We start from the raw sequence: 3,085 nt of genomic DNA on the forward strand, positions 1-3,085 counted from the left end.
AATTAAATTAAATTAAATTTTGATGATACACTTGTGATACATTTTAGTTGTATAATTTAAAAATAAATAGGGGAAAATAAGATTTTATCTTAAGGGTGGGGGAGACATTACTATAAATCATACTTTAAAAAAACTAGAAAACGAATCCATATATATTATGCGAGAGGTTATAGCCAACTTTCATAATCCTGCTATGCTTTATAGCATCGGTAAAGATAGCTCTGTGATGCTACATTTGGCTCTAAAAGCTTTCTATCCTGCTACTCCTCCTTTTCCTCTTGTTCATGTAGATACTTTGTGGAAATTTAGAGAGATGATGAAGTTTAGAGACAAAAGGGTCAAAGAGGTGGGTATGGAGTTGATAGTTCACTCCAATCCCAAAGGTAAAGCTATGAATATCAACCCATTTGTTCATGGTAGCAAATTGCATACCGATATTATGAAAACAGAGGGGTTAAAACAACTGCTAAACCAGTACCGATTTGATGCTATTTTTGGAGGGGCAAGAAGGGATGAGGAGCAGAGTCGTGCAAAGGAGAGAATATTTTCATTTCGTGATGCCAATCACTCTTGGAATCCAAAATCTCAACGACCTGAACTTTGGAATCTTTATAACTCCAATCTAAATAGAGATGAGTCTATTCGGGTTTTTCCTCTCTCTAACTGGACAGAGAGAGATATTTGGGACTATATTGAGCAAGAGAGTATTCCTATTGTTCCACTCTATTATGCCAAAGAGCGAGAGGTAATAGAGTTTGAGGGGATGAAGATTATGGTAGACGATGATAGAGTTCCAAAAGAGTATCTGAAAAATGTCAAAAAAGAGATGGTTCGATTTAGGACTTTGGGCTGTTATCCTCTAACAGGGGCTATCAACTCAGAGGCTGATAGTTTGGCAAAAATTGTCAAAGAGATGCAGAGTGCCACGACCAGTGAGAGAAGTGGAAGAGCCATTGACAAAGACCAACTGGGCAGTATGGAAAAGAAAAAACTAGAGGGGTACTTTTAATGAAAACTTCACTAGACTTTTTGCAAAATTCTTTGGAAACGGAGACTTTAGTCCCGAACAAGACGAGGCTAAAGCCATCGGTTCCTAGTTTTGCAAGAAATTCACTTCTAAAATTTATAACTTGTGGCAGTGTTGATGATGGTAAAAGCACACTAATAGGACGACTGCTTTATGATTCAAACTCCATCTTTACAGACCAAATGGAAGCTCTCTGTTCGGTATCTAAAAAGTATGGTACGCAACAAGGTGAGATTGATTTTGCACTTTTGGTTGATGGACTTTCTAGTGAAAGAGAGCAAGGCATCACCATTGATGTGGCTTATCGCTATTTTAACACCCCCAAAAGAAAATTTATATTAGCCGACACCCCTGGTCATGAGCAATATACACGAAATATGGCAACAGGTGCTAGTGGTGCAGATGTCGCTGTAATACTGATTGATGCGACCAAAGGAGTTTCGGTTCAGACCAATAGACACACCTATATTACAACCCTATTTGGAGTCAAAGATTTAATCGTGGCGATTAATAAGATGGATTTAATCAATTATTCACAAGATAAATTTGAAACAATAAAAAAAGATTTTTTAGAAAATTTAAAGAGGCTCAATATAGAGACCTCGACTATTGAGTTTATTCCTATCTGTGCAACCAATGGAGAGAATGTTGTCAATATAAGCACTCATACACTTTGGTACAGAGGAAAAACACTTTTAGAGATACTAGAAACCATACCAGTAACTACCAGCCGTAGTGATAAATTTAGATTTCCTATTCAATACATCAACCGACCCAATAGTAAGTTTAGAGGATATACAGGAACAGTTGCCAATGGCGTATTAAAGGTAGGTGATAAAGTAAAAATATTACCATCTCATAAAACCACCACCATAAAAGAGATAATAACTTATGATGGTTCACCAACTCATGCCCTAAAAGGTGATGCCATCACTTTAACTCTATCAGATGAGATAGATATAAGTAGAGGTGACACTCTTGTACATCAAGATGACTCCTCTATAGTAGTTCAACGATTTGAAGCGATGATGCTCTGGATGGATGAATCAGAACTTATACTCAATCAAACCTATCAATTAAATCTAACCACGGTTGCTATTAATGCCAAAGTAACCCATATAGAGTATATCAAAGATATGTCAACGCTACAAAATTTTGAAGAGAAGTTTTTAAAATTGAATGATATTGCAAAATGTACCATAGAGTTAGAGAGCAAAATCTTGGTTGATAGGTTTCAAGATATAAAATCTACAGGCAGTTTTATACTCATAGATAAAATAAGTTGTAATAGTGTTGGAGCAGGAGTTGTTGTCAATCCATTAACACAAAACAACCATATATTTTTACAAAACCATACCATTACAAAAAGTTTAAGAGCCAAAAGCTTACATCAAAAACCTTTTATCTTGTGGCTAACGGGGTTGAGTGCTAGTGGTAAATCAACACTAGCCAACGAGATAGAGAAAGTGTTATATAGCCAAGGGTTTAAAACTTATCTGCTAGATGGAGACAATCTAAGAGATGGTCTCAATAATGATTTGGATTTTACCCAAAAGAGCAGAGAGGAGAATATCCGAAGAGTGGCTCACCTATCACAAATTATGGTTGATGCAGGTTTGATTGTCATTACGGCTTTTATCTCACCATTTAGAAAAGATAGAGAGTTTGCACGAAGTTTGGTAGCCAACGATGAGTTTATAGAGGCGTTTTTAGATACGCCTTTGGATGTTTGTGAACAAAGAGATAAAAAAGGATTGTATCAAAAAGCAAAAGATGGGATTATCAAAGATTTTACAGGGATTAGTTCACCTTATGAGAGACCTTTGAATCCAGAGATAACCATCAATAACGCATCTATCGAAGAGAGTTTAGAAACTATTATCTTATATTTACAAGAGAGTAAAAAATGTTTAAAGTAATGATTATCTTGATTTTTTCTCTATTTATAGAAGCCAAAAATATATGTATTACTAATTTTAATAAAGAGATATGTTCAAATTTTCAGATTATGCCAAGTGTTATTGTCAAAACAAAACTCTTAAAAAAAGAGCTAAAACA

2 protein-coding genes are annotated in these 3,085 nt (G+C 35.3%); both read left to right on the forward strand.

Annotated features, from left to right (window positions below; all coding sequences use genetic code 11):
- Window positions 1-106 precede the first annotated feature (106 nt).
- Complete coding sequence (cysD, locus tag GSY74_RS06105; protein WP_164664215.1) at window positions 107-1,009, forward strand: sulfate adenylyltransferase subunit CysD; 903 nt, start codon at window positions 107-109, stop codon at window positions 1,007-1,009.
- Window positions 1,009-2,946, forward strand: a complete 1,938-nt coding sequence (gene cysN, locus GSY74_RS06110; RefSeq protein ID WP_164664214.1) for a sulfate adenylyltransferase subunit CysN — start codon at window positions 1,009-1,011, stop codon at window positions 2,944-2,946. Before cysD ends, cysN begins: the two co-directional genes overlap by 1 nt.
- Window positions 2,947-3,085: the final 139 nt, after the last annotated feature.

The sequence above is a fragment of the Sulfurovum sp. bin170 genome (assembly GCF_010892395.1).
In the GTDB taxonomy this organism is placed as follows: domain Bacteria; phylum Campylobacterota; class Campylobacteria; order Campylobacterales; family Sulfurovaceae; genus UBA1140.